The sequence below is a fragment of the Caulobacter soli genome (assembly GCF_011045195.1).
In the GTDB taxonomy this organism is placed as follows: Bacteria; Pseudomonadota; Alphaproteobacteria; order Caulobacterales; family Caulobacteraceae; genus Caulobacter; species Caulobacter soli.
Window position 1 is genome coordinate 3521320 of sequence record NZ_CP049199.1, and the last position, 26217, is coordinate 3547536.

Consider the following 26217-nt stretch of genomic DNA (forward strand, 5'->3'; position numbering starts at 1 on the left):
CAAGGCTTGACCCGGAGGGGCGCGGCGCCTAGCTGAGAGCCTACGCCCAAGGATTTCTTCCATGACCGACGTCGCCTCCACCCCCGCCCTCGACTTCATCGCCAAGACCGTGGCCGAAAATCCCGTGGTCCTGTTCATGAAGGGCGTGCCGGATCAGCCCCGCTGCGGCTTCTCGTCGATCACCGTCCAGATCCTCGACCACCTGGGCGTGGCCTTCGTCGGCGTCGACGTGCTGCAGGACGACGAGCTGCGCCAGGGCGTGAAGACCTTCACCGACTGGCCGACCATTCCCCAGCTGTACGTCAAGGGCGAGTTCGTCGGCGGCAGCGACATCGTCCGCGAGATGTTCCAGTCGGGCGAGCTGAAGACCATGCTGGCCGAGCAAGGCCTCATCGAAGCTTGAGCCGGGTCTTCGTCCCACCCGGCGACGCCTATTCCCTGACCTTCGAACCGAAGGCGTCGGAGATCGACGCCAACGGCCACGTCAACAACGTGGTCTATCTGGCCTGGGCCCAGGACCTGGCCATCGCCCATTGGGACGCCTGGGCCACGCCCGAGGAGCGGGCGCCCTGGAGCTGGGTCGCCCGCCGCCACGAGATCGACTACCGCCGCGAACTGCTGCCGCATGAGATCGCCACGGGCTACACCTGGGTAGGCGAACTGAAGGGCCCGCGCTTCGAGCGCTATATCCGCATCGACGGCCCCGACGGCGAGATGTGCGCCCAGTGCCGCACCGACTGGGTGCTGATCGACATCGCCGCCAAGCGCCCGGCCCGCGTGCTGCCCTGGATGGTCGAGCGGTTCACGCCCAAGGGGTGAACTATCGCGGCCTGTTCACGGGATTGAGCACCGCCAAACGCCCCTGCCCCGACACGCCCAGCTCCTGATAGCTGAAACGCAGCGTCGTCGTCGTCGGCGCCCGTCGACACAGGTCCAGCCGCTTGCGCGCGAAAGCGACCGCCGGCTGAGGCCCCGACCGATCGACATAGAAGGTGAAGTCGTCCCGCTTCGTGCAGCCGGTGGAGGCCACCCTCAGGGTCAGCCCCGAGGCGTCGGCCTCGACGGCGCTCAAGGCCTCCAGCTCGGTCGCGTCTTGCCCAGGCCGCGCCACCAGCGTCACGCCTCCACGCCCCGCGCAGCCGCCCAGGGCCAGGAACAGCCCGGCGGCCAGCAGTCGGCGTCGGTCGAAGGTCATGAGCGCCTTGGCAAGAAAGGGAAACTGAGCCCTAGTTTGCCCACGGCTCAGCCGCGCGCAACCGACGAGACTCCGAGTGCTCCGCAAATTCGTTCTGACGTCCGCCTCCGCGCTTCTCGGCGCGCTCGTGACGCTGACCGCCTCTCCCGCCCTCGCCGCCGACTACAAGGCGCTCGACGCCGAGACCGCCCGGCTGATGGCGGCGGGCAAGATCCCCGGCCTGGCCTATGCGGTGATCGAGCACGGCAAGGTGGTCCACGTCAGCGCCCAGGGCTGGCGCAACCTCGACAGGAAGCTGCCCCTGACGACCGACACGGTCATGTACGCCGCCTCGATCAGCAAGGCGGCCTTCGCCCAGTACGTGCTTATGCTGGTCGACGACGGCAAGCTGGACCTGGACACGCCGATCAAGGCCTACCTGCCCAAGCCCCTGCCCGACTATCCGCGCTACGCCGACCTGGCCGGCGATCCCCGCTGGGAGACGATCACGGCGCGCCGTCTGCTGACCCATACCTCGGGCCTGGCCGACCAGCGGTTCTACGACCCGGATAACAAGCTGCGTTTCAATCTCGAGCCCGGGACCCGCTACGCCTATTCCGGCGAGGGCATCAACCTGCTGCAGTTCGTGATCGAGCAGGGCCTGGACCTGAAGGTCGGCGACGAGATGCAGCGGCGGATCTTCGCGCCGCTGGGGATGACGCGCAGCAGCATGATCTGGCGCGACGACTTCACCGGCAATCTGGCGGACGGCTATAAGGCCGACGGGTCGTTCGAGGGACATGACGCGCGCGGCAGCGTTAAGGCGGCCGGCTCGCTGGACACCTCGATCCACGACCTGGCCCAGTTGGCCGCCGCCATGGTCTCGGGCCAGGGCCTGTCAGCCAAGGCGCGGGCCGAGCGAACGAAGGCCAGCTTCCCGATCGTCAGCAAGACCCAGTTCCCGCCGTTCCTGATCGTCGACAATCCCGACAACGCCAGGATCGGACTTGCGGCGGGCCTGGGCGTGGTGGTGTTCGATGGCCCGCAGGGCCACGCCTTCTACAAGGGCGGCCATAACGACATCACCGACAATCAGCTGATCTGCGTCGAGCGCGGCCAGCGGTGCATCGTCCTGCTGAGCAACAGCGGCGTCGGCGCGCGGATCTTCCCGCCGCTGGTCAAGGCGGCGCTGGGCGATATCGGGATGCCGTGGACGTGGGAGTACAACCCCGTCCCGCCGGTCAAGGCGCCTTAGGCCGCCTTGGCGTCCAGGGTGTCGCGCAAACGGGCGGCGACGTCGCCCAGGGTGATGCGCGACAGGGCGCCGTCGACGTCGGGCTGGCCTTCGGCCGCCAGGGACGAGGCCAGGCCGGCGGTGAAGTCGGTGATGGCGGTGATGTGCTGGGCCAGCATGTCGACCATGTGCAGCTCCTGCATCACCTTCAGGCGCGCCTCCATCGGCACTTCCTCGAGGATCTGGCCCAGGGCGCTGTCCAGGTGACCGCACGACACCGCGGCGATCGACATCTCGGACGACAGAGCCTCCAGCAGGCCGACGATGCTGGTGGTCTTCTGAATTTCGAGCGTCGTGGTCATGGCTTTTCCCCCAAGCGTTTCCACTGGATAGCGCCTGGCGCCTTGTCGCATGGTTAAGGCCGGTGGAAACCGAGGCCGGAGTGACAGATTGTCGCGGCGGTCAGCTCCAGGGCCCAGGCTGACGGCTGGGACCCGCCGTTGGCACGGCCGTGCCGACCCGCGCCCGCGTGGCCTGGCTGACGCCCAGCCGCAGCAGGGCCTCGACCCGGTTGTGGGTGGCCGGGTGGGTCGAGAACAGGCTGTCCGCGCCCTTCCCCGACAGCGGGTTGATGATGAACAGGTGCGCCGTGGCGGGATTGCGCTCGGCTTCGTGGTTCACCGCCCCGCCGCGGGCATAGGCCTCGGTTTTCTCGAGCGCCCGAGCCAGCGCTCGCCCGTCGCCGGCGATCTCGGCCCCGACGCGATCGGCCTCGTATTCGCGCGAACGGCTGATCGCCATCTGCACCAGCATGGCGGCGATCGGCGCCAGGATGGCCAGGACGATGGTTCCGATCAGGCCGCCCGGCCGCTCGTCGTCGTCGCGCGAGCCGCCGAAGAAGAACGCGAAATTGGCCAGGGCCGAGATGGCGCCGGCGATGGTCGCCGTCACCGTCATGGTCAGGGTGTCGCGGTTCTTCACGTGGGCCAGCTCGTGGGCCATGACGCCGCGGATTTCGTCACGGTCAAGCAGGCCCAGAAGGCCCGTGCTGGCGGCGACGGCCGCGTGGGCCGGGTCGCGGCCGGTGGCGAAGGCGTTGGGCTGGTCGCTGTCGATCACCGTGATGCGCGGACGCGGCAGGCCGGCGCGGCGGGCCAGGTCCTCGATGTCGGCGACATAGGCGCGGACCAGCGGTTCGGGGTGGCTGGCGTCGACCTCGACCGCGCCATAGGTCCGCAGCACGATCTTGTCGGCGTTCCAGTACGAGAACAGGTTCAGGCCCACGGCGAACACCAGGGCGATCAGCATGCCGGTCGGGCCGCCGATCAGGTAGCCGGCCCCGACGAACAGCGCCGTCAGGCCGGCCAGGAGGGCGAAGGTCTTGAAGTGGTTCATGGCTCTTGATCAGTCGAAGATGTCGAACAGGTCGAAACGCTTCTTCTTGCCGTAGTGGCCCTGGCCGTGGTGACGGCGATCATCGTCGTGACGATAGTCATGGCGATCGGAACGCTCGCGCGGCCGCTCGTAGTCGGGGAGACGCGGCGTCGCCGCCTGGGGTTCGCCCCGCTCCATGGCCATCAGCTTTTCCAGCTCGCCGCGGTCCAGCCACACGCCCCGGCATTGGGGACACATATCAAATTCGACGCTGGCGCGCTGGACGGCCTGCATGGAGGCGTCGCAGTTGGGGCACATCAGAAGCGGCATTACGGGACCCTGTCCTGTTGATGGACGGGTGCTCCCGAAGCTGGATCCGGCGGTGGAGGGAGGGGGACAACCGGACCCAGACATCGAGAACACCCGATGCGGTCCGACATCACGAGTGCTTGCATCACTCGCCAGAGGGGCCCGGCCCGCTCTTGAAATCTAGGCGTCCTCGAAACCGGTTCAAGGGCCCAAAACGAAAAAGGCCCCGGATTTCTCCGGGGCCGTTCCGATCGTCTTCGAGGTCGACGCTTACGAAGCGTAGAATTCGACGACGAGGTTCGGTTCCATCTTCACCGGGTACGGCACTTCAGCCAGTTCCGGCACGCGGACGAAGGTCGCCGACAGGCCCTTGGCGTCGACGGTGATGTATTCGCAGAAGTCGCGTTCGGCCGAGGCCACGGCTTCCAGCACCAGAGCCATGTTGCGCGACTTTTCGCGAACGGCGACCACATCGCCGATCTTGACGCGGTAGCTGGCGATGTTGACGCGCTTGCCGTTCACGGTCACGTGGCCGTGGTTCACGAACTGGCGGGCGGCGAACACGGTCGGGACGAACTTGGCGCGATAGACGATGGCGTCCAGGCGCGATTCCAGCAGACCCACCAGGTTTTCAGCCGTGTTGCCCTTGCGGCGCGCGGCTTCTTCGTAGGTGCGCGAGAATTGCTTCTCGGTCAGGTTGCCGTAGTAGCCCTTCAGCTTTTGCTTGGCGCGCAGCTGCAGACCGAAGTCCGAAACCTTTTGCTTGCGGCGCTGGCCGTGCTGGCCGGGGCCGTAGGACCGCTGGTTCACCGGCGACTTCGGCCGGCCCCAGAGGTTTTCGCCCATACGGCGATCGATCTTGTACTTGGCGCTGTGGCGCTTGGACATAAGTCACTCTTTTAGTTCGATCCGGGCCGGCGCCCTCGAGAGGGTGCGATCTCAACGGCGGCTTCGGGTCATTCCGTCATGCGTTTTTCGCGCCGTCCGGCAAGCCGGCGGCGAGAAGGGGCGGTTTATGACGGAGGGCCGGCGGGGAGTCAACGGCCGGCGGCGACCGCGGTGTTCATCAGGCCCGGCGTGAACCGCGACAGCTTCCGCGCCACCTCGATCGGGTAGACGCCCATGGCCCTGGGACTATAGCCCTTCCAGCGCCCCACCCAGGGCGTCAGGTTGTCCAGCACGTAGGTGTTGTCGACCACCAGCACGGCGTGAGCCTGCTTGCCATAGCCGAACACGGCCAACTGCATGCGCGACGCGCTCCAGCCCAGCTGTTGCAGGACCCGGGCCTTGGTCAGGGCGAAGTCCTCGCAATCGCCCTTGCCGTCGGCGGGATCCTCCACCCAGACGTCGTCGACCCCGTAGTGGTCCAGATCGTTGGTCACCACGATGGCCTTGTTGGTTTCGCGGGTGACGCACTGCAGCTGCTTCTCGCCGGTCAGGGCCGCGCATCGCGTCGCGCGCGCCCTGGCGCTGGAGCCGACCATGTAGGCCGCCACCAGGAACCCGGCCAGCGCGCCGAAGCCCGCGCCGAACAGGAACGCCTTGCGAAGCGTCAAGCCCGCCACCGACGCTCTGGAGACGCGGCGCCCCCGAAGCAACCGCGATCGCTTTCTCCGAACACCGCCGAATTTCGTCGCGAATAACCTTGATGGAAATCGCGATCGTTCACTGAACAAAGCAACATGACGCGTCACCTCACTGCGGCGATGCTCACATTTCGATGTGTTATATTAAAGGCGAATGGCCAAGTTGCTTATTTAGCAACAATCTATGCCGTAAATCTTCAGGTATTTCGCGTATATACACAGAAGAATTCGATCGAATTCAGTATAAACCACCCCTTCAATTAACCATAAGCAATCTGCCCCTGCCTGTTAAAGCAGCCAGATTCGACATCGGAAAGAAGAGGTCTGGAGCGCCAGGCGAGCGCGCGACTTACAGCCGGGCGGCGTGCCAGGCCACATGCTCGCCGAGGAAGGTGGCGATGAAGAAGTAGCTGTGGTCGTAGCCGTCCTGGCGACGGACGGTGACCTTGCGCCCGGCCTTGGCGGCGGCGGCTTCGATCAGCTCGGGCTTCAACTGGCCTTCCAGGAAGCTGTCGGCCAGGCCCTGGTCGATGAGGATTTCGTCGAAGCTGGCGCCCGCGCCGTCCTCGATCAGGGCCGTGGCGTCATGGGCCCGCCAGGCAGCGCGGTCGGGACCCAGATAGGCGGTCATGGCCTTGTCGCCCCAAGGGCAGTTCAGCGGCGAGACGATCGGCGCGAAGGCGCTGACCGACTTGAAGAGGTCCGGGTTGCGCAGGGCGATCGTCAGGGCTCCGTGGCCGCCCATCGAGTGGCCGGAGATCCCGCGCCGGGACGGATCCAGCGGAAAGGCGCCGTCCACGGCCTCCAGCAGGTCTTTCGTCACATAGGAATACATCTTGAAGTGCGGCGCCCACGGAGCCTCGGTGGCGTCGACATAGAACCCCGCCCCCTGCCCCAGGTCGTAGGCCGGATCGTCGGCGACGGCATTCCCTTGAAGGTCTGGGCCGCGCGGCGAGGTGTCGGGCGCGACGATGGCCAGGCCGTGCCTGGCCGCGTGCTCGTAGACGCCCGACTTGATGGTGAAGTTGTCCTCGGTGCAGGTCAGCCCCGACAGCCAGACGAGATAGGGGAACGGGCCCTCCCCGTCGGGGGTCCAGACGGTGAACTTCATCGGCGTGCCGGTGCTGGCGCTGTCGTGCCGGCAGTAGCGGAGCGTGCCCCCCTGGGTGCGGTGGGCGTTCAGGACTTCAACATCGGACATTGGTCGGTTCTCGAAATCCTTCTGCCCTTGCGGGAGAAGGTGGCCTGCCCTCGGGTCGCGCGAAGCGCGCGCTCGAGGATAAACTCCGCAGGTCGGATGAGGGGTCGCATTGGCGGCGCCGTTCGCGGCTGAACCGACCATCAACCCCTCATCCGTCGCCTGCGGCGACACCTTCTCCCGCAAGAGGAGAAGGAAAAACTAGAACGTCACCACGGTCCGGATGCTCTCGCCCGCGTGCATCAGGTCGAACGCCTCGTTGATGCGCTCCAGCGGCAGGACGTGGGTGATCATCGGATCGATCTGGATCTTGCCGTCCATGTACCAGTCGACGATCTTGGGCGTGTCGGTGCGGCCGCGGGCGCCGCCGAAGGCCGTGCCCTTCCAGACCCGGCCGGTGACCAGCTGGAACGGACGCGTAGCGATCTCCTTGCCGGCCTCGGCCACGCCGATGATGATGCTTTCGCCCCAGCCGCGATGGCAGGCCTCCAGCGCCTGGCGCATCACCGTGGTGTTGCCGGTAGCGTCGAAGGTGTAGTCCGCGCCGCCGTCGGTCAGGGCCACCAGGTGGGCGACCAGATCACCCTGCACGTCTTTCGGGTTCACGAAGTGGGTCATGCCGAACTTGCGGCCCCATGCCTCGCGGTCCGGGTTCAGGTCCACGCCGATGATCATGTTGGCGCCGACCAGCTTCAGGCCCTGGATGACGTTCAGGCCGATGCCGCCCAGGCCGAACACGATGGCGTTGGCGCCCGGCTCGACCTTGGCGGTGTTGGTCACCGCGCCCACGCCCGTGGTCACGCCGCAGCCGCAGTAGCAGGCGGTCTTGAACGGGGCGTCCTTGCGGATGCGGGCCACGGCGATCTCGGGCAGCACGGTGTAGTTCGAGAAGGTCGAACAGCCCATGTAGTGGTGGATGGTCTGGCCCTTGTAGGAAAAGCGGCTCGTCCCGTCGGGCATGAGCCCCTTGCCCTGGGTGGCGCGGATGGCCGTGCAGAGGTTGGTCTTGCCCGAAAGGCAGCTTTTGCACTGGCGACATTCGGGCGTGTAGAGCGGGATCACGTGGTCGCCGACCGCCAGGCTGGTGACGCCTGCGCCCACCTCGACCACCACGCCCGCGCCCTCGTGACCCAGGATCGAGGGGAACAGGCCCTCGCTGTCCAGGCCGTCCAGGGTGTAGGCGTCGGTGTGGCAGACGCCGGTAGCCTTGATCTCGATCAGGACCTCGCCGGCCTTGGGGCCTTCCAGGTCGACCTCGACGATCTCCAGCGGCTTCTTGGCCTCGAAGGCGACGGCGGCGCGGGTTTTCATCGGTCAGGTCTCCGGATTCTTTGTGCGCCCTGTCGTACGCCGGAGCCGGTCGCGCGATAATCCCGAACCGCGCAAAACATTATTGCACTAATGGGACAATCGTCGCATCACCGACCCATGAGCCGATGGGACGGGATCGACGAGTTCGTGGCGGTGGCCGAGGCCGAGAGCTTCAGCCGCGCCGCCGCCCGGCTCAATCTGTCGACCTCGGGCGTCAGCCGCGAGGTGGCGCGACTGGAAGACCGGCTGCAGACTCGCCTGCTCTATCGCACCACCCGCCGGGTCAGCCTGACCGACGCGGGACGGCTGTTCCTGACCCGCTGCCGCGCCCTGATCCAGGAGCGCGACCTAGCCATGCAGATGGTCGGCGAGGACGAGGGCGAACTGAAAGGCCAGCTTCGGATGACCTGCGCCTCGGCCTATGGTGAGCGCTACGTGGTGCCGGCCGTAAACGCCTTCGCCCTGGCCCACCCGCGACTGTCGCTGGATATCGTGCTGGATGACGGGATCCGCGACCTGGTCAGCGACGGCTTCGACCTGGCCATCCGCTTCGGCCGGCTCAGCGACAGCCGGCTGATCGCCCGGCGCCTGGCCTCGCGCACCCGCCGCCTGTGCGCCGCGCCGGCCTACCTGGAGCGGGCGGGCGCGCCGCAAAGCCTGGCCGCCATCGCCGACCATGCCTGCGTCGTCGGGGCCAGCGAGACCTGGACGTTCAGCGACGCCGGCCAGGAGACAACGCTGCGGCCGCGCGGCCGGTGGCGCTGCAACAGCGGTCAGGCGGTGCTGGACGCCGCCCTGGCCGGGCTGGGCCTGTGCCAACTGCCCAACTTCTATGTCGACGCGCCGATCGCGGCAGGAACGCTGATCCCGCTGATGGAGCGCCACCGCCCGGCCGACGAAGGCGTCTGGGCGGTGTATCCGCACCTGCGCCACCTGCCGGCCAAGGTGCGGCTGCTGGTGGAGCATCTGGAGGCGGCGCTGAATCCCTCTCCCCTCGCTGGATAGGAACGACGCACGCCGCCTAGAACGTGAACCGCGCCCCACCGCCGACCACCAGGCCCTTGCCTTCCGACCGGCCGCGCAGCGACAGGTTCATCGGGAAGGCCGTGCCGTCGTACAGCACCTGATCGCTGTGGATCACGCTGTCCTTCAGCTTGATGTAGGCGGCGCTGAGGTCGAAGTGCATGCCCGGCCTGGGCGTGACCGTCGTGCCCACGCTGTAGAGCTTGCGGTCGCCGTCCGGCACGCGCGGGTCGCGATAGAGGTCGTTGGTTGGGGTCGGGTCCTTCTGGGCGCCGGCCCGCACGGTCAGCCAGTTGGTGACGGCGAAGTCCAGGCCGACCGCCACGTTGGTGGTGTCCTTGTAGAACTCGTGGACCGTGATCTGGTCGGGCAGCAGCGCGCCGGGCAACAGCTGGCCCGCGCCCTTCAGGTCGACGCGGACGTTGTCGAAGTCGCTCCAGCCGAAGCGCTGGACCTGGGCGTGCAGCGCCAGGCGGTCCATCGGTCGCACGGTGATCCCGCCGGTGGCGATCCACGGCAGGTCGAAATTGGTGGTGGCTTCCTGCTTGCTGGTGACCAGGGCGAACGGGCCCTGGAAGCCGTAGATGGTCACGTCGCCGTCCAGGTGGTGCTTGTAACCCGAGCGGTAGCTGCCGCCGACGGTCACCCACTTGGCCGGGCGCAGCTGGGCGCCGGCGTTCCAGCCGAAGCGCGTGTCGCTGCCCTTGACCTCGATCCGGCCATCCGGGAACGGCGCGATCAGGTCGGGGCCGTTCTGGCTGAAGGTGGCGTCGAAATAGTCGACATTGCCGCCGCCGCCGACGCTGAGCCAGTCGGTCACCCGCATCGAGACGGCGGTCTGCAGGTTGATGTTCAGGAACCGCGACTTGATCGCGCCGTAGCGCGTCCAGCTGTCGCCGTCATAGGTGGTGATGGCGTTGAACGGGGCGTTGATGCCCAGGCCCACCGAGATGCGGTCGGTGACTGGCATGGCGAAGGCGAAGTTGGGCACGATCGACTTGGGGATCGGGTCCTTGGCCACGCGATTGCCGCCGACGGGCTGGGGCGGAAGCAGCGCGATGTTGGGCAGGCTGTTCAGCGTCGGGATCAGCACCCCGTTGGTCAGGCCGGGCAGCACGCCGCTGAGCAGACCGGTGACGCCGTTCGGCAGGCCCGGAATCGGCGTGCCCAGCAAAGTGGGCACGTTCAGGGTCGGACGCTGCAGGGTCGAGCCCTCGTCGGTCACGGTGCCGGTGACGAACACGCCCGAGGCGCCGGTATAGACCTCCTTGCCCTCCAGCCGGCCGATGGCCGCCGGATTCCAGAACATCGCCTCCGCGCCGGTGTCGGTGACCTCGCCCGAATAGGCCCGGCCCGCGCCCTTCACCGACTGTTCCTGGATGTAGAACGCCCCCGCCGCCGCGCTCGAGGCGCAGACCATCACGCTCCCGGCCACGCCCAAGGCGAGCCAGGTCCGAAGACCTTTGATCACGGTTTCCTCCCTGTCGGCCAACCGACACTGGCCGTCTTGAGCCCGAAACGTGACCAGGGAGAATTTGGTTCCGACTAGGTTTCGGAGCCGCTTTCGTCTTTCGTTTTGGACGCTTCGGCGCCCTTGCGGGCCTTCTGCTCGGCCAGCTTGGCCAGCACCCGGCCGCGTCCCTTCGACAGGGCGGTGACGACGCCGCGGAAGGTGCGCACCTCCTGCTCGGTCAGCCGGGCCCGGGCCAGCGGGGCGCGCAGGTTGCGGACCATCGACGGCTTCTTCTCGGGCGGATGGTAGAAGCCCGCCTTCTCCAGCTCGTCCTCCAGCTGACCGTACAGGCCCAGAAGGCTGGACTGGTCGGCCGGCTCGGCGACGTTGTATTCGAACCGCGACCACGGCCGATCGTCGACCGTCATCTTCCATTCGTAGGCGTTGATCGACACCGCCTGCGCCAGGTTCAGCGACCGGAAGCGCTCGTCGATCGGGATCGAGACGATGGCCTGGCACAGGGCGATGTCGTCGGTCTCCAGCCCCGCCCGTTCGCCGCCGAACAGCAGGCCCACCGCATAGCCCTGGGCGACGTCGGCGGCCAGGTGGCCAGCCGCCTCGCGCGGGGTGTAGACCGGCAGGCGGGTCTCGCGCGGTCGGGCCGTGGTGGCGAACACCAGCTTCAGGTCGGCGATCGCCTCTTCCAGCGTGTCGAACACCTTGGCGTTGTCCAGCGGCCAGGTGGCGCCCGAGGCGCTGGGCCAGGCCCGTTCCTGGGGCCAGCCGTCGCGCGGCTTGACCAGGCGCAGGTCCTCGAGCCCGAAATTGGCCATCACCCGGGCGACCGCGCCGATGTTTTCGGCCAGTTGCGGGTGGTTCAGGATCACGCAGGGCGGGAGGTGTTTCGAGGTCATCGCCACCCTTTGCCGCCGGACCGGCGCGCGGTGCAAGCCCCACAATGGCGGTTCGTGCGTTTAGCCACGGTCCAGCTGACCCGAGACCGACATGTTCAAACGCGCCGCCGCCCTTCTCTTGACCCTCGCGTTGGCGAGCTGCGGCGAGCCGCCGATGCTGGGCCAGACGGACCCGCTGTTCGACCGGGCGAAACTGACGGCCGACTTCCAGCCCATCGCCAACCGCGTGGCGCCCGGCAATCTGGGCGTGGCGGTCGAGGACCTGGGCACCGGCCAGATCATCTCGTTCAACGGCGAGAAGCGCTTCCCGATGCAGGGCGTGTTCAAGGCCCCGCTGGGCGCGGCGGTGATGGCCGAGATCGAGGCCAAGCGGCTGAAGCTGGACGACACCGTGCTGATCGAGGACGTCGATCTCTCCCCGCCGCCCAGCGCCATCGCCGACGCCTGGCCGGGGCGCAACACCTACACCATCCAGGAGCTGCTGGAACGCGCGGTGGGGCAAGGCGACAACACCGCCGCCGACGTGCTGATGAAGCGGGTCGGCGGCCCCGGCGCGGTCACCGCGTGGCTGCAAGGTCGCAAGGTCATGCACCTGGACGTCGACCGCTACGAGCGGCAGATCCAGCCCGACAGCTTGGGCCTGGCCTCGTTCCGCGCAGGCTGGAAGGGCGAGGCCGCCTATCGCGCCGCTTTGAACGCCGTGCCCGCCGCCGATCGCCGCCGCGCCACCCTGGCCTATCTGGCCGACCCGCGCGACACCGCCACGCCGCTCGGCGCCCTGCGCTTCCTGGAGGCCCTGAACCAGGCCGAGCTGCTGGAGCCGGAGTCGCGACGCGTGCTGGGTCGGATCACCGGCCAGACGACCCTGGCCCCGAACCGTCTGCGCGCCGCCCTCCCCGACGGCGCCCGCCTGGCCCACGTGCCCGGGACCGCTCGCACTGACCTCGACTTTACCCCGGCGGTCAACGATATCGGCGTCTACACGCTGAAGGACGGCCGCAAGTTCGCGGTCGTGGCGTTCGTGTCCGGCTCGGCGTTGAGCGTGGCCGATCAGGAAAAGGCCATCGCCGACGTAGGGCGCGTGGTCATCAAGGCGGCGAAGTAGAAGACGGCGACGGCGTAACCCCTCACCCTCCCACGCTTTCAGCGCGGGCCCCTCCCTCTGGGAGAGGGTCGCCTCTGCCCATCCGCGTTCGCGCCAGGGCCTCCAGCAACTGAGCCGGCCGAACCGGCTTGGACAGGTGGAGGTCGGCGCCGGCGGCCTTGGCGGCCTGGATGTGTTCTTCCATGGCGTTGGCGGTCAGCATGATCAGCAGCACCGGAGGCGCGCCGGCGGCGGCTTCGCGTTCGCGGATCAGGCGGGTGGCGGTCAGGCCGTCCATCACCGGCATCTGCATGTCCATCAGGATCGCGTCGAACGCCCCCGGCGTGAAGGCGTCCAGCGCCGCCTGGCCGTCCTCGACCATGGTCAGGGCCACGTCGAAGGGCTGGAGGATGATCTCGACCACCTTCTGGTTGGTCGGATGGTCCTCGGCGACCAGCACCCGCAGACCTTCCAGCGAGATCTCCTCCTCCTCGTCGAAGACCTCGTCCTCGACGGCGCGCACATGCTCCAGCGGCAGGTCGACCTGGAAGATCGCCCCCCGGCCCAGCACGGCGCGGGCGTCGATGCGGCCGCCCATCATCTCGGCCAGGGCCGCGCAGATCGACAGGCCCAGGCCCGTGCCCCCGAACTGGCGGGTGATCGACTGGTCGGCCTGAACGAAGCGCTTGAACAGCCGCCGGCGCACGGTGTCGTCGAAGCCGACGCCGGTGTCGCTGACGATGAAGCTGAGCCCGTCCTCGGCCCGCTCGACGCTCAGCGCCACTTCACCGATGGCGGTGAACTTCACGGCGTTGGCCAGCAGGTTGTTGAGGATCTGGCTGATGCGCCCGCCGTCGCCCAGATAGCTGCCCGACAGGCCCGGCTGGATCGACCATTTAAAGTCCAGGGCCTTGGCCTCGGCCGAGGCGCGGTGCAACTCGGCGACGCCGCCGACCAGGGTGGCCAGGTCGAACGGAGCCTGGGTCAGCTGGAACTGGCCGGCCTCGATCTTGGAGACGTCGAGAATGTCGCTGAGCACCTGCTCCAGCAGGCGCCCCGACGAGGTGACCAGGGCCGAAAGCTCGCGACGGCGCTCCGGGTCGGTCTCCTCGGCCAGGCGGTCGCCGATGGCGATGACGCCGTTCAGCGGCGTGCGCAGCTCGTGGGACATGTTGGCCAGGAACACCGACTTGGCCTGGTTGGCGCGCTCCAGCTCGATGGTGCGCTCGGCCACGCGCTCCTCCAGCGACCGCAGTAGCTCGATATTGCCGTCGCGCTGGCTGCGCAGGGTGCGGGCCAGGGCGCCGATCTCGTCGGTGCGGTCCTCGATGGGCTCGGCCTCGGCGGCGGCGCCGGTGCGGTGGGCCTCGGCCAGCACCCGCAGCGGCCGCTCGACCGTGTGGCGCATTACCCGGTAGAGCGCGGCCACCTGAATGATCACGCCCAGCACGCCGAACAGCAGCACCCACGAGGCCGTCTTGACCGCCGACCACACCAGGTCGTTCGACGGGAAGCTCATCAGGAAATACCAGTCGGGCTCCTTGAGCCGGCCAAAGGCGATCACCCGGTCGCCATTGCGCAACGCGCCGGCCTCGGCGCCGCCCGCGCGGATCTGGCGGACGACCTCGGCCACGCCCTCCTGGGTCTGGGCCCGCACCAGGGTCTGGACGTCGACGACGCCGTTCTTGGCCAGGCCCGGGGCGGCGATCAGCTCGCCGTCCGACGAGACGATCATGTTGCGCCCGCCCGGCAAGGCGTCCTCGACCGCCCGCAGAAGGTAGGAGTCCAGCGACAGACTGGTGCCCCAGGCGCCCAGTTGCTTGCCGTGATAGTCGAAGGGCGTCATGCAGGCCGAGTTCAGGCCCCGACCGCTGGGGTCGGACAGCAGCTTGCGCAGCTTGGTGCACCGCATCACCCGCTGCGGGTTCTGCGGCGGCAGGGTCAGCAGGGTCATCTCCTCGCCGCTGACGTCGAAGCTCGGCGGAGCCTTCTGGCGATAGTACATCAGCCGGTCGGGACGCTTGGGCCCGAACATCACCAGCCGGGTTTCCGGCGTGAAGAAATAGAAGTTGTCGTAGCGGTTCAGCTCGGCCTCGCCGGTGTGCGAGACCACCTGGGTGACGGCCAGGAACAAGCCCTTCTGCTGCTGGGTCAGCTTGTCGGCGTCGCGCAGATAGCCGCCGATCCCGTAGGTGTAGTCACCGTCGACCACCCCGCCGTCGTAGAGCGCGTCGGCCGTGCGGCGCGTGCCATCGCTGCGCTTGGGGAACTGGGCGTCGAATTCGCGGTCGATCGTGCTGGGGTCCATGGCCTGCAGCCGCCGGGCCAGGGAATCGGACGCCGCCTCGTGCACGCGCACCAGGTCGGAGAACAGGCGGTCCTCGGTCTTGACCCGCTCGGCGACATATTCGGTCAGATGACGCATCTGGGCGTCGGCGGTGGCGCGCTGCACGAAGACGAAGGTTACGGCCGTGGCGACACCCGTCACGGCGATGGACAGGATCGCGACGATCGCCAGCAGTCGCCGCGCGAGCGGCGAAGTGACGTCGGCTATGGCTGCCCGCTTCTTCACGCCCCGTTCGTACCCCCACAAGCCTCAACAGAGATTTACACGCAGATCAAAGACTTACACCGCATCTGCGGCTTCCGCACGACCTCGGCTTTCCCCCCGGCTCGCAACAGTCTATAGGCACGCCGTCCGCGCCGCTCCCAGGCCCTGTGCGCCAAAGAGTCACAGGCGCGCCACCGCGAGAGGAAAGACCCCGCAATGGCCAAGATTAAAGTCGCCAACCCCGTCGTCGACATGGACGGCGATGAAATGACCCGGATCATCTGGAAGCTCATCAAGGATAAGCTGATCTTCCCGTACCTGGACCTGGAGCTCGACTATTTCGACCTGAGCGTCGAAAACCGCGACGCCACCAACGACCAGGTCACGATCGACGCGGCCGAGGCGACCAAGAAGCACGGCGTGGCCGTGAAGTGCGCCACGATTACTCCGGACGAGCAACGCGTCACCGAGTTCAATCTGAAGAAGATGTGGAAGTCGCCGAACGGCACGATCCGCAACATCCTGGGCGGCGTGATCTTCCGCGAGCCCATCATCTGTCAGAACGTGCCGCGCCTGGTGCCGGGCTGGACCCAGCCGATCATCGTCGGCCGCCACGCGTTCGGCGACCAGTACAAGGCCACCGACTTCCTGTTCCCGGGCAAGGGCACGCTGTCGATCAAGTTCGTCGGCGACGACGGCCAGACCATCGAGCACGAAGTGTTCAAGAGCCCGTCGGCCGGCGTGGCCATGGGCATGTACAACCTCGACGAGTCGATCCGCGACTTCGCCCACGCCTCGTTCGCCTACGGCCTGGGCCGCGGCTATCCGGTCTATCTCTCCACGAAGAACACGATCCTGAAGGCCTATGACGGCCGCTTCAAGGACATCTTCCAGGAGATCTTCGACGCCGAATACGCCGACAAGTTCAAGGCCGCCGGCATCCACTACGAGCACCGCCTGATCGACGACATGGTGGCCTCGGCCCTGAAGTGGTCGGGCGGCTATGTCTGGGCTTGCAAGAACTACGACGGCGACGTGCAGTCCGACATCGTGGCGCAGGGCTTCGGCTCGCTGGGCCTGATGACCTCGGTGCTGATGACTCCGGACGGCAAGACGGTGGAAGCCGAAGCCGCCCACGGCACCGTCACCCGCCACTACCGCCAGCACCAGAAGGGCGAGTCGACCTCGACCAACTCGATCGCCTCGATCTTCGCCTGGACCCGTGGCCTGGCCCACCGCGCCAAGCTGGACAACAACCAGGAACTGGCCGACTTCGCCCACACTCTGGAAAAGGTCTGCGTCGACACCGTCGAAAGCGGCTTCATGACCAAGGACCTGGCCCTGCTGGTCGGCGACAAGCAGTCGTGGCTGACCACCGAAGGCTTCCTCGACAAGATCGACGAGAACCTGAAGAAGGCGATGGCGGCCTAAAAGCCCCTTTCGCGAGCTCAGAAGACGACGCCCTCCGGTTCACGCCGGAGGGCGTTTTCGTTCCGATCAGCCTCATGAAACGGAGCCGTACGACCTGATCCTGAAGCCGGACGCGTCGAACCGGTGCGACATAGTGACCACCGCTTGTCCGCCGTCTGACGTTGCACCGTGTGGTCGACAAGCTGAGCCCTACAAAACTAAAACGAGCATTACCCTTACACCCTATGGTTTTGAAGCTTGGCGGTCGGCGAACACCGATATCCTCAAGCGGCGCATTGCCGCAGGGCGAGTCCGAAAAGACCTCACAACTGTGCGGCGAGGCGCCGCACCCAAGTCCTAACCCCTATTAATCACTCGGCAAGAGCGAGCGCACATCCCTAGAGCGTAGTCCGCGTAAATCCGCGCGAGCTGGGCAATGGGGTGCGCTATGCAAAAAGCATACGTTTCAATTTTCGCGACCGCAGTACTTGCAGCGCTTGGTATCGCTACCGCCGCCAATGCGGCGACGGCGAGCAGTTCATTTCAAGTCAACTTGACCATTCAAGGCGAATGCAAGGTCCAGTCGGCTTCAAATGTGAACTTTGGGACGCAAGGCGTCATCGACGCCAATATCGACACCACCAACGCCATCGGCGTGCAGTGCACCAACTCCACCCCCTACACCGTCGCCCTCAGCGCGGGCGCGGGCACGGGCGCGACCGTCGCCGCCCGCAAGATGACCAGCGCCGCCAACGACACGGTGTCCTACGCGCTCTATCGTGACGCGAGCCGCACCCAGCTGTGGGGTGTCACCCAGAACGTCGACACCGCGGCCGGCACCGGCAACGGCGGCGTGCAAACCTACACGGCCTACGGACGCGTGCCCGCCCAGTCGACCCCCGCCATGGGCGCCTATAGCGACCTGGTGTCGGTGACGATCACCTACTGATGACCCGCCGCCCGCTCCTCGCCGCCGCTCTGATCGCTCTGATGGCCTCGGCCTGGGACTTCAGTCCCGCCGTGGCCTCGACCCTGCGCGTCAGCCCGGTCGGCCTGGACCTGCCCTCCGGCCAGAACGCCGCCACCCTGAACCTGTTCAACGACGACGCCACGCCGCTGAACGTTCAGGTGCGAGTGTTCCGCTGGCGCCAGGTGGACGGCAAGGACGTACTGGAACCGGCGAGCGGCGTGGTCGCCAGCCCGCCCATCTCCAAGGTCGCGCCCGGCGCGGCCCGCACCATCCGCGTGGTGCGGCTGGACCCCAAGCTGCCCGAGAAGCAGGAAGCCTATCGCCTGATCGTCGACGAACTGCCGCCGCCGCTCAGCGACAGCGGCCGGCAGGTCACCCTGCTGATGCGCCACTCCATCCCGCTGTTCTTCGCCGCCTCGGCCGACAAGGCCAGGGTCGAATGGCGACTGGACGGGCCCAAGGACGGGCCGGCCCTGACGGCGATCAACACCGGCGGCCGGCACCTGCGCGTCTCGAACCTGAAGGTCGTCGACGCGGCCGGCGACGTGCTGGCCGAACGCAAGGGCCTGGTGGGCTACGCCCTGCCCGGCTCGAAGATGACCTGGCCGACCGGCCCCTTCGCGCCCGCCCCCGGCCTGCGCCTGGTCGCCGACACCGACGTCGGACCCATCGATGCGCCGCTCGCGGGCGATTGAGGCGGCGGTGCTGATGATGGCCGCCGCCACCCTTCGCGCCCCCGCCCTGGCCCAGGACATCCCGCCGCCCGCCGCGCGTTCGGCGGCGAGCGTCGAGGACCTGCAGCTGGAGGTCTGGATCAACGACCGCGACACCGGCCTGGTGGCCTCGGTGACGCGCGAGGCCGACGGCCGCCTGCTGATGACCCCCGACGAACTGCGCGCCGTCGGCCTGGCCGCGCCACGTCGGATGGAGCCTGTCGACCTGGCCGTCTTGCCCGGCCTGCGCGCGACCTATGACGAAGACGGCCAGCGCCTGATGGTCGAGGCGTCCGGCGTCGGCCTGATGACCCAGCGCTTCGACCTGGGACCGCCGGGACTGGACGGCCTGGACGCCCGCCAGGACTTCGGCGCCGTCGTGAACTACGCCCTGACGGCCGACGGCGGCCAGAACGACAAGGGCCAGACCCCGCGCCTGGGCGGCCTGGGCGCGGCGGTCGAGGCCCGGCTGTTTGGCCGGTTCGGCACGTTCGAGTCGGCCTTCTCCGGCGCCTACGCCTCCGGCCAGACCGACCTGGTGCGCCTGGACACCACCTGGAACTGGTACTCGCCGCGCCACGCCCTCAACGTCCGGGCCGGCGACTTCATCAATGCGGGCTTCTCCTGGACCCGGCCGATCCGCATGGCCGGCGTGCAGATCCGCCGCGACTTCGGCACCCGCCCCGACCTGATCACCCTGCCCTCGCCGCGCCTGTCGGCCAGCGCCGCCGCGCCGTCGATCCTGGACCTCTACGTCAACGACGTGCCTGTGCTGTCGCGCCGGGTCGGAGCCGGTCCGATCGAGGTCGACGGCCTGCCGCCGTCACAGGGCTTCAGCCAGGCCCGCCTGGTGCTGCGCGACGAGACCGGCCGCCAGACCACGGTCACCGCCCCGTTCTTCACCACGCCGCTGCTGCTGCGCCGGGGTTTCGTGGACTACGCCGCCGAGGCCGGGGTCGCCCGGCGTTATTTCGGCGTCCGCTCCAACGACTACGCCGACATGCCGCTGGCCACCGGCAGCGTTCGCTACGGCCTGCGCGACGGCCTGACCCTGGAAGGCCACGCCGAGGCCGGCGCGGGCCTTGTCAATGTGGGCGGCGGCGTCGCGACCCAGCTGAACGGCCTGGGCGTCGCGGCCGTGTCGGTCGCGACCAGCCACAACAAGTGGCATGACGGAACCTTGGCCGCGGCGGTCTTCGACAGCCGTTTCGCCGGGATCTACATCTCGGCCATGGCCCTGCAGGCCTCGTCCGGCTACCGCGACATCGCCGCCGCCACCTCCGGCAAGTGGGCCTGGCGAAACGGCAAGCTGGTCGGCGACCTGCCCTCGCGCTCGGTGCGCCAGCTGACGCTCTCCGCCCCCCTGAACCTCACGGTCTGGCGTCGCGGCGACGAGCCGGCCACCCTCAGCGTCGGCTATGCCGCGCAGGAAACCCAGGACCGCGTGAAGCGCACGGTCTGGAACGGCTCGCTGCGCCAGACCCTGGACCGTCGCATCACCCTCTACGCCACCGGCTATGTCACGCGGGGCGACCGCCGGGACGTCGGGGCGTTCTTCGGCGTGGCCATCCCGCTGGGCGCGACGACCTCGGCCACGGTCGGGGCCGAGACCCAGGGCGGCGACACCATCGGCTTCGTCGAGGCCAGCAAGGCCGAGGACCAGAGCGAGGGGTCCACCGCCTGGCGGGCCCGCGTCGACCAAGGCGCCAACTCCAGGATCGAAGGACAGGCCGTCTATCGCGGTCGGGCCTACCGGGTCTCGGGCGCGGCGCAGTACGTCGACGGCGCCACGCGCGGTCAGGTCCAGCTGGACGGCGCGGTGGCCTGGCTGGGCGGACGTCCCGCCCTGGCCAACCGCCTGGACAGCGCCTTCGCTCTCGTCGACGTCGGCGCGCCCGGCGTGCCGGTGCTGTTCCAGAACCAGATGATCGGTCACAGCGGCCGCGACGGTCGCCTCGTGGTGCGCAACCTCGCCCCCTTCGACCAGAACAAGATCGCCATCGACCCGCAGAACCTGGCCCTCGACCTGGAGGCCGCCGACACCGAAAAGCAGGTCGCGCCGATCGACGGCGGCGGCGTGCGCGTTCGCTTCGGCGTCGCCAAGACCCCGCCCTCGGCCCTGGTCACCCTGCGCCTGGCCAATGGCGAGGTGGTCCCGCCCGGCGCCGAGGTCACCCGCGCGGGTTCGGTCGACCGCGTCATCGTCGGCTATGACGGCCAGACCTTCCTGACCAACCTGACGCCGGCCAACGACCTGACGGTCCACCTCGAGGACGACGCCACCTGCGTCGCCCACTTCGCCTTCACCCCCAGCGCGACGGGAGGGCCAGGCGTTGTGGAAGCGATCTGTCGTTAAGGCGATGTGCCTGCTGATCGTCAGCCTCAGCTTCGGCGGAACCGCCTGGCTGGGCGCGCCGACCCGCGCCCACGCAGCGGCCAGTTGCGGCGTGACCATGACCAACGGCAGCTTCGGCACAATGGTCAGCCCTCTGACCGCGGGGGTAGTCGACACGACCTCCACCCTGACCTTCAGCTGCAGCGGCCTGACGCCGGGCATTCCCATCTCACTGTGCCCCAACCTCGACGCGGGTTCGGCCGGCGGCGACGGGGCGGGCGGCCGCTATCTGAAGACGACCGGCGGCGTCGCCATCCCGTTCCAGATCTATCAGGACGCCAGCCGCACCCAGACCTGGGGCTCGGCCTCGCTACTGGTGTTCGGGGCGGTTCCGACGTTCAGCGCCACGCCCGGATCGGGGGGGACGATCCTGATCACCAAGACGCTCTACGGCAGGATATGGACCCAGACCACGACCGTGCCCGGGACCTATTCCACCGACTTCACCGGCCAGAACTTCTTCTGGGGCCTGAACCTGCTCAGCTGCGCCGGGATCACGATCGGCTACGGCGTCAGCCCGGCCACCTTCACGTTCAGCACGACCCTGATCCCCGACTGCCAGGTCACGTCCAGCGTGGTGAACTTCGGCACGGCCGGCGTGCTGACAGCCAACAAGGACGGCCAGGGCGGCCTGGGCGTCACCTGCACCTCGGGCACCACCTACAATGTCGGCCTCGACAACGGCCTGACCGGAACCGGCCCGACCCTGCGCAAGATGAAGAAGGGGTCCGAGGCCGTCACCTACGGGCTCTACAAGAACACCAACCGCGACCAGCCCTGGGGCCTGGTCGCCCAGGGCGCGGCCTACGTTTCGGGCGGAACCGGAACGGGCGCTGCCCAGCCCCTGACCGTCTACGGCCGCGTGCCGCCCCAGGCCACGCCCTCGCCCGGTCCCTACGCCGACACCGTCGTCGCCACCGTCACCTATTGAACTCGCAGGAGCCTTCCATGTTCGCCGCGCCCATCGATCCGACCCAAGACGCCCAGCGTGTCGCCGCGCTCTACCGAGTGGGCATTCTCGACACGCCGCCGGCGGTCGAGTTCGACCAGATCGCGTGGTCGGCCAAGATCATGCTCGAGGCCATGGCCGGCTTCGTCGCCTTCGTCGACCGCGACCGCCAATGGTTCAAGGCTCGGGCGGGCTTCGAGACCGGCGACGTCGAGCGCGGGATCACCTTCTGCAACCAATGCATCGCCGACGGCGCGCCGCTTTGGATCGAGGACACGCATCTGGACCCGCGCTTCGTCGCCAATCCGTTCGTGACCGGCGCGCCGTTCGTTCGCTTCTACGCCGGCGCCCCGATCCGCGACCCCGACGGCTGGCTGCTAGGCACGGTCTGCGCGATCGACACCGCGCCTCGCGCCCTGGCCCCGCGCCAGCTGTCGGCCCTGGTCGCCCTGGCCGATATGGTCTCGGCCCAGTTCGAACAATACTGAGCGATATGAACGGTCCGGCGCGAACGGCCTTGCGGCCGTCGCGCGAACCGCCTTCTATGCCGCGTTAACTCTGCGGCGGGGGCGCGCGATGACTGTTCAAAAGCGGATCTGGGACCTGATCGTGTTGGCGATCTTCGTCTTCGCCGCCACCTTCGCCACCGCGCCCTGGTTCGCCTTCCGCGCCCTGAAGGCCGCCGCCCAGTATGAGGACGTGCAGGCGATCGCCGAACTGGTCGACTTCCCAGCGGTGCGCGGCAGCCTGACCGCCGAGCTGAACGACAAGACGCCGGCCGCCGTCGCCCCGGCCGAACCGCCCTCGATCTGGCGCGACCCGCTGGGCGTGTTCCGGAAGGTGATCGCCCCGATCGCCCCGCCCGAGCCCAAGGTCGACCGCTACCTGACCATCCAGGGCCTGTCGGCCCTGACCCGCGGCTACGCTCCCGGCGCGGCCCCGGCCGTCCCGCCCAAGCCGGCCAGCGCCATGGACAAGGCCAAGTCCGCCGTGGCCGGCCCACACCCCACCATCGCCTACTGGGACCCCAACCGGGTGCGGATCAGCGTCAAGCGTCCCGATCAACCGTCCAAGATCACCGTCTTCACCTTCCGCCGCGACAAGCTGTTCACCTGGCGGCTGGTGCATATCCGTCTGCCCGCCGACGAACGCTGAGGCGCGTCGGGCTTTGAGGGGCCGCTGGACCGAGCGCCATCGCCAATGGTATCGAGCGTTGCCTTGTTTCGGCCCCGACTCTCCGTCGGGCCCCAATTCCGCAGCTTCGTGGTAGCGCCTTGACCCATCTCCTGCTCGACGTGCCGCAGCGGGTCGTGCCGTTCTTCCTGCTGGTGGCGGCGGGCGTCAGCCTGGCCCGGCTGCGATTGTTCGACGCCCGGATGTCGGCGGGTCTGTCCAGCTACGTCTACTGGATCGGCTTTCCGGCCCTGCTGGTGCACTCGCTGTCGCACGTCGGCGCGCCCGATCGCGCCCTGGCCCTGGGCCTGACCGCCTACGGCGCCTGCGCCCTGCTGGTCGTGGCTCTGATGGCCGCCGTCGGCGCCGCCCTGCGCTGGACGCGCGAGGAGCGGGCCGGCGGATCGCTGTCGGCCAGCCTGGGCAACAGCGCCTTCCTGGGGTTACCCATCGCCGCCGCCGTGCTGGGCCCCGAGGCCGCCCGCCTGTCGGCCGGCGCGGTCGCGGTGGACTTCGTGGTGGTCGCGGCCGTGGGCGTGGGCCTGCTGGGCTGGGCTGGCGGCCGCTCGACCTGGCGCTCGCTGATGCAGGCCCTGCGCAATCCGATCGTGCTGGCGGCCATGACCGGCTCGGCCATGGCCCTGCTGGGCCTGTCGCTGCCCGGCGTGCTGGATCGGGCCGTGGAAGCCGCCGCCGCCTCGGGCAGCCCCGTGGCCCTGGTCGCCCTCGGCGTCGCCCTGGGCCTGACGGGCCTGCCGGCCGCCGGCGTGCCCTGCGAGCCGACCGAGGAGCCTCCCCCGCCCATCCCGCGCTGGACGCCGATCATCGTCGCCGCCGTCTGCAAGCTGCTGGTCCTGCCCGTCCTGGTCTGGTTCGCCACTGGCCTGATCGACGCGCCCCTGGCCTTCCGCCTGGGCGCGACCCTGCTGGCCGCCACCCCGACGGCCGTCAACGTCTTCATCCAGACCAAGGCCTACAGCGTGTTCGAGCGCGGCGGGGCGCGGATCGTGGCCCTGACCACCGCCGTCTCGTGCATCAGCCTGTCGGCGGTCGCGATCCTGCTGGAGCAATACGCGGCGTCGTGACGTCCAGTAGCGCCGTGTCGCTCTCGTCCTTCAAGGCGACACCGGTCAGGCCCAATCGCAACGCCTCGCGGGCGTGCCAGGCCAGCTTGAACGCCGCCGCGTCGTAGCTCAGCCCCTCGCCGCGAATGTTGGAGATGCAGTTGCGCTCGGCGTCGCTGCGCCCGACCTTCGGCGCGAAGGTGATGTAGGCCCCCAGGCTGTCGGGCGACGACAGACCGGGCCGCTCGCCGACCAGCAGGATCACCAGTCGCGCGCCCAGCACCTCGCCCACCGCGTCGCCCAGGGCCACGCGGGCCTGACGCGCGACCACCACCGGGGCCAGCCGCCAGCCGGCCTCGCGCACCGCCGGCAGCAGGGCCTCGACCAGGCGCGCCGCATGGGCGTGGACCGCCGTGCTCGACAGGCCGTCGGCGACCACGATCGCCAGGTCGCACGCGCCGCGCGTCCGGGCGATCAGGGCGGTTCGTCCGGCTTCGGACAAGGCCCGCCCCAGGTCGGGCCGGCGCAGATAGGACGCCCGGTCCGGGGCGGCGCTGTCGACGATCACCGTCTCCAGGCCCAGCGCCTGGATCGCCGCCGCCGTCGCCTCGGCCTCGAACGGCGCATGGACCGCGTCGCGGGCCTGGGCGTGGGCCAGGGCGAAACCCAGAATCTCCGAGGTCGGCAGGCTCGACCCTGTCCGTCCCAGGGCGATGCGAGCCGGCGTGTGGCGACGCAGGGCGGTCCAGGGATCGGGCGTGATCGAGGCGCTCACCTGCCCGCTCCAGTGGTCAGCAGTGGATGGCCAGCAGCGCGCGGGGCCAAGCGGCCATCCGCCCCGACGATCCGCGCCCGCTCCAGCCAGGCCTCGAACTCCGGCGCCCGCTTCAGGCCCAACAGCTCGCGCACATAGAGGGCGTCGTGGAACGAGGTGGACTGGTAGTTCAGCATCACGTCGTCGGCGCCCGGCACGCCCATGACGAAGGTGACGCCCGCCGTGGCCAGCAGGGTCAGCAGGCTATCCATGTCGTCCTGATCGGCCTCGGCGTGGTTGGTGTAGCAGACGTCCACCCCCAGCGGCGCGCCCAGCAGCTTGCCGCAGAAATGGTCCTCCAGCCCCGCCCGGATGATCTGCTTGCCGTCGTACAGGTACTCCGGCCCGATGAAGCCGACTACGGTGTTGACCAGCAGGGGCTCGAACACCCGGGCCACGCCGTAGGCGCGGGCCTCCAGGGTCTGCTGGTCCACCCCGTGGTGCGCGCCCGCCGACAAGGCCGACCCCTGGCCGGTCTCGAAATACATGACATTGTCGCCGACGGTTCCCCGCCTCAGCGAGCGGCCGGCGTCCAGGCCCTCCTTCAGCAGGTCCAGGGTGACGCCGAAACTGGCGTTGGCGGCCTGGGTGCCGGCGATCGACTGGAACACCAGGTCGACCGGCGCGCCGCGCTCGATCAGCTGGATCGCCGTGGTCACGTGGGTCAGGACGCACGACTGGGTGGGGATCTCGAACCGCTGGATCAGGTCGTCCATCAGCCGGGTCAGGTCGCCCAGCACCGACAGGCTGTCGCTGGCCGGATTGATGCCGATCACCGCGTCGCCACACCCGTACAGCAGACCGTCCAGGATCGAGGCGGTGATGCCGGCCGGGTCATCGGTCGGGTGGTTGGGCTGCAGGCGCACGGCCATGGTCCCGGGCAGGCCGATGGTGTTCCGGAACCGCGTCGTCACCTTGCACTTGGAAGCCGCCAGGATCAGGTCCTGGTTGCGCATCAGCTTGCTGACCGCCGCGACCATCTCGGGCGTCAGGCCCGGCGCCAGGCGCGCCAGGGCCGCGGGCGTGGCCAGTTCCGACAGCAGTCAGTCGCGGAACTCGCCCACCGTCAGCGACGCCACCGGCGCGAAGGCGGCCGCGTCGTGACCGTCGAGGATCAGGCGCGTGACGTCGTCGGTCTCGTAGGGGACTAGGGCCTCGCTCAGGAAGGTCTTCAGCGGCATGTCGGCCAGGGCCGTCTTGGCGGCGACATTGTGCTGGGCGCTGGACGCGGCGATCCCGGCCAGGGCGTCGCCCGAACGCGGCGGCGAGGCCTTGGCCATCAGGTCGGCCAGGGTCTCGAAGGTCCAGGTGGTTCCGCCCAGGGTCGCGCGACAGGCCATGGCGGCGAAGGTGGCGCCGATAGCCACGGCTGGGAAGCGAACGGCGCGGCGGGCGGGATCTCGGAGCCGAACTGCCAGTTCGGCGGGCATTGATGGGGACAGGCCCTTGGACCTGCCCCCGCCTAGTCTACGACCCATGCGGCTTGCGCCGACAACGCTGTCAGATACGGTGCGGCTC

General features: G+C 68.6%; 25 protein-coding genes and 1 pseudogene. 13 read left to right on the top strand and 13 right to left on the bottom strand.

All coding sequences use genetic code 11. The features are described 5' to 3' along the window. The first annotated feature begins 61 nt into the window (after window positions 1–61). Together grxD and G3M62_RS16505 are read left to right on the top strand one after the other, a co-directional pair. On the top strand, window positions 62–403 hold the full coding sequence (gene grxD, locus G3M62_RS16500; RefSeq protein ID WP_165188858.1) for a Grx4 family monothiol glutaredoxin: 342 nt from the start codon (window positions 62–64) through the stop codon (window positions 401–403). Further along, window positions 400–819 carry an acyl-CoA thioesterase gene (locus G3M62_RS16505; RefSeq protein ID WP_165188860.1) on the top strand — a complete coding sequence of 140 codons (420 nt, stop codon included), beginning with the start codon at window positions 400–402 and terminating at the stop codon, window positions 817–819. Before grxD ends, G3M62_RS16505 begins: the two co-directional genes overlap by 4 nt. 1 nt (window position 820) lies before the next feature. Here G3M62_RS16505 and G3M62_RS16510 read toward each other — a convergent pair whose 3' ends face one another. Beyond that, on the bottom strand, window positions 821–1195 hold the full coding sequence (locus G3M62_RS16510; protein WP_165188862.1) for a hypothetical protein: 375 nt from the start codon (window positions 1193–1195) through the stop codon (window positions 821–823). Window positions 1196–1271: 76 nt separating this feature from the next. Here G3M62_RS16510 and G3M62_RS16515 point away from each other — a divergent pair, with 76 nt between their 5' ends. Then, entirely contained in the window at window positions 1272–2429 is a 1158-nt protein-coding gene (locus G3M62_RS16515; RefSeq protein WP_246263302.1) for a serine hydrolase domain-containing protein, read from the top strand. On the opposite strand, the gene G3M62_RS16520 is transcribed toward G3M62_RS16515, so the two are convergent. From G3M62_RS16520 to G3M62_RS16550, 7 genes are all read right to left on the bottom strand, one after another. Then, window positions 2426–2770 carry a hypothetical protein gene (locus G3M62_RS16520; RefSeq protein WP_165188864.1) on the bottom strand — a complete coding sequence of 115 codons (345 nt, stop codon included), beginning with the start codon at window positions 2768–2770 and terminating at the stop codon, window positions 2426–2428. The two genes, G3M62_RS16515 and G3M62_RS16520, sit on opposite strands and share 4 nt — an antisense overlap. 100 nt (window positions 2771–2870) lie before the next feature. After that, window positions 2871–3803, bottom strand: coding sequence for a zinc metalloprotease HtpX (gene htpX, locus G3M62_RS16525; protein ID WP_165188866.1), 933 nt, complete (start codon window positions 3801–3803; stop codon window positions 2871–2873). Between the two features lie 9 nt (window positions 3804–3812). Next, on the bottom strand, window positions 3813–4112 hold the full coding sequence (locus tag G3M62_RS16530; RefSeq protein WP_165188868.1) for a TFIIB-type zinc ribbon-containing protein: 300 nt from the start codon (window positions 4110–4112) through the stop codon (window positions 3813–3815). 249 nt (window positions 4113–4361) lie between these two features. After that, complete coding sequence (gene rpsD, locus G3M62_RS16535) at window positions 4362–4979, bottom strand: 30S ribosomal protein S4 (RefSeq protein ID WP_165188870.1); 618 nt, start codon at window positions 4977–4979, stop codon at window positions 4362–4364. A 149-nt stretch (window positions 4980–5128) separates the two neighbouring features. Then, window positions 5129–5647: a transglutaminase-like cysteine peptidase gene (locus tag G3M62_RS16540; protein WP_205691874.1), complete on the bottom strand. Its 519-nt coding sequence runs from the start codon at window positions 5645–5647 to the stop codon at window positions 5129–5131. A 379-nt stretch (window positions 5648–6026) separates the two neighbouring features. Further along, window positions 6027–6878, bottom strand: coding sequence for an S-formylglutathione hydrolase (gene fghA, locus G3M62_RS16545; RefSeq protein ID WP_165188872.1), 852 nt, complete (start codon window positions 6876–6878; stop codon window positions 6027–6029). A gap of 198 nt (window positions 6879–7076) precedes the next feature. Continuing rightward, window positions 7077–8186 (bottom strand): S-(hydroxymethyl)glutathione dehydrogenase/class III alcohol dehydrogenase, encoded by a 1110-nt coding sequence (locus G3M62_RS16550; RefSeq protein ID WP_165188874.1) that lies wholly within the window; start codon window positions 8184–8186, stop codon window positions 7077–7079. Window positions 8187–8303: 117 nt separating this feature from the next. Here G3M62_RS16550 and G3M62_RS16555 point away from each other — a divergent pair, with 117 nt between their 5' ends. Then, on the top strand, window positions 8304–9191 hold the full coding sequence (locus G3M62_RS16555) for a LysR family transcriptional regulator (protein ID WP_165188876.1): 888 nt from the start codon (window positions 8304–8306) through the stop codon (window positions 9189–9191). Window positions 9192–9207: 16 nt separating this feature from the next. On the opposite strand, the gene G3M62_RS16560 is transcribed toward G3M62_RS16555, so the two are convergent. Both G3M62_RS16560 and G3M62_RS16565 read right to left on the bottom strand, forming a co-directional pair. Further along, on the bottom strand, window positions 9208–10680 hold the full coding sequence (locus tag G3M62_RS16560) for an OmpP1/FadL family transporter (protein ID WP_165188878.1): 1473 nt from the start codon (window positions 10678–10680) through the stop codon (window positions 9208–9210). A 74-nt stretch (window positions 10681–10754) separates the two neighbouring features. After that, the gene (locus tag G3M62_RS16565) at window positions 10755–11576 is read right to left on the bottom strand and encodes an RNA methyltransferase (protein ID WP_165188881.1); all 822 of its coding nucleotides are present in this window, start codon (window positions 11574–11576) and stop codon (window positions 10755–10757) included. A 91-nt stretch (window positions 11577–11667) separates the two neighbouring features. Here G3M62_RS16565 and bla point away from each other — a divergent pair, with 91 nt between their 5' ends. After that, window positions 11668–12681 carry a class A beta-lactamase gene (gene bla, locus G3M62_RS16570; RefSeq protein WP_165188883.1) on the top strand — a complete coding sequence of 338 codons (1014 nt, stop codon included), beginning with the start codon at window positions 11668–11670 and terminating at the stop codon, window positions 12679–12681. Between the two features lie 22 nt (window positions 12682–12703). Here bla and G3M62_RS16575 read toward each other — a convergent pair whose 3' ends face one another. After that, a complete protein-coding gene (locus G3M62_RS16575; protein WP_165188885.1) occupies window positions 12704–15232 on the bottom strand; it encodes an ATP-binding protein in 2529 nt (842 codons plus the stop codon). Window positions 15233–15427: 195 nt separating this feature from the next. Between G3M62_RS16575 and G3M62_RS16580 the strand changes: the two genes are divergently transcribed. From G3M62_RS16580 to G3M62_RS16615, 8 genes are all read left to right on the top strand, one after another. Continuing rightward, window positions 15428–16642 (top strand): NADP-dependent isocitrate dehydrogenase, encoded by a 1215-nt coding sequence (locus G3M62_RS16580; RefSeq protein WP_165188887.1) that lies wholly within the window; start codon window positions 15428–15430, stop codon window positions 16640–16642. A 427-nt stretch (window positions 16643–17069) separates the two neighbouring features. Continuing rightward, a complete protein-coding gene (locus G3M62_RS16585; protein ID WP_165188889.1) occupies window positions 17070–17570 on the top strand; it encodes a Csu type fimbrial protein in 501 nt (166 codons plus the stop codon). After that, the gene (locus G3M62_RS16590; protein ID WP_165188891.1) at window positions 17570–18286 is read left to right on the top strand and encodes a fimbrial biogenesis chaperone; all 717 of its coding nucleotides are present in this window, start codon (window positions 17570–17572) and stop codon (window positions 18284–18286) included. Before G3M62_RS16585 ends, G3M62_RS16590 begins: the two co-directional genes overlap by 1 nt. Then, window positions 18264–20660, top strand: a complete 2397-nt coding sequence (locus tag G3M62_RS16595) for a fimbria/pilus outer membrane usher protein (RefSeq protein WP_165188893.1) — start codon at window positions 18264–18266, stop codon at window positions 20658–20660. The genes G3M62_RS16590 and G3M62_RS16595 overlap by 23 nt, the downstream gene beginning before the upstream one ends. Window positions 20661–20664: 4 nt before the next feature. After that, complete coding sequence (locus tag G3M62_RS16600) at window positions 20665–21630, top strand: Csu type fimbrial protein (RefSeq protein WP_165188895.1); 966 nt, start codon at window positions 20665–20667, stop codon at window positions 21628–21630. 17 nt (window positions 21631–21647) lie between these two features. Beyond that, on the top strand, window positions 21648–22136 hold the full coding sequence (locus G3M62_RS16605) for a GAF domain-containing protein (RefSeq protein WP_165188897.1): 489 nt from the start codon (window positions 21648–21650) through the stop codon (window positions 22134–22136). Window positions 22137–22224: 88 nt separating this feature from the next. Then, window positions 22225–22803, top strand: a complete 579-nt coding sequence (locus tag G3M62_RS16610; RefSeq protein WP_165188899.1) for a DUF2939 domain-containing protein — start codon at window positions 22225–22227, stop codon at window positions 22801–22803. A gap of 119 nt (window positions 22804–22922) precedes the next feature. Continuing rightward, entirely contained in the window at window positions 22923–23906 is a 984-nt protein-coding gene (locus G3M62_RS16615) for an AEC family transporter (protein ID WP_165188901.1), read from the top strand. Here the strand turns inward: G3M62_RS16615 and eutC are convergent. Together eutC and G3M62_RS16625 are read right to left on the bottom strand one after the other, a co-directional pair. Continuing rightward, window positions 23857–24660: an ethanolamine ammonia-lyase subunit EutC gene (eutC, locus tag G3M62_RS16620; protein ID WP_165188903.1), complete on the bottom strand. Its 804-nt coding sequence runs from the start codon at window positions 24658–24660 to the stop codon at window positions 23857–23859. The two genes, G3M62_RS16615 and eutC, sit on opposite strands and share 50 nt — an antisense overlap. Continuing rightward, window positions 24657–26177: pseudogene (locus G3M62_RS16625) on the bottom strand (ethanolamine ammonia-lyase subunit EutB). Before G3M62_RS16625 ends, eutC begins: the two are co-directional and overlap by 4 nt. Window positions 26178–26217 lie beyond the last annotated feature (40 nt).